The sequence below is a fragment of the Nitrosomonas supralitoralis genome, assembly GCF_003011925.2.
Taxonomy (GTDB): domain Bacteria; phylum Pseudomonadota; class Gammaproteobacteria; order Burkholderiales; family Nitrosomonadaceae; genus Nitrosomonas; species Nitrosomonas supralitoralis.
This window is the reverse complement of sequence record NZ_PXXU01000233.1, coordinates 1-254: the sequence shown is the minus strand read 5'-3', so window position 1 is coordinate 254 and position 254 is coordinate 1. Positions and strand designations below refer to the sequence as shown.

The following is a 254-nucleotide window of genomic DNA, read 5'->3' as shown; positions in this document are numbered from 1 at the left end:
GGTTGGAGGCATTACACGACTGGCTGGTGCAAACCCGCGCTCAGACAGCAAATGAGGGTGGCTCCGCCAAAGCCTTGGATTACACACTGAAACGTTGGGTCAGTCTGATTCGCTATGCACAAACCGGCCACCTGCCAATTGACAACAATCCCGTAGAAAACATCATTCGACCCATCGCGATTGGAAAAAAGAACTGGCTGTTCACGGGCTCAGAACGCGCCGGTCAACGTGCAGCAGCCATTCAAACCCTATTG

Annotated in this window: 1 protein-coding gene; it reads left to right on the top strand. The window is 53.1% G+C overall.

Annotated elements, in window-relative coordinates:
* On the top strand, positions 1 to 254 hold a 254-nt coding region (locus tag C7H79_RS17580; RefSeq protein WP_147383684.1), incomplete at both ends, for an IS66 family transposase.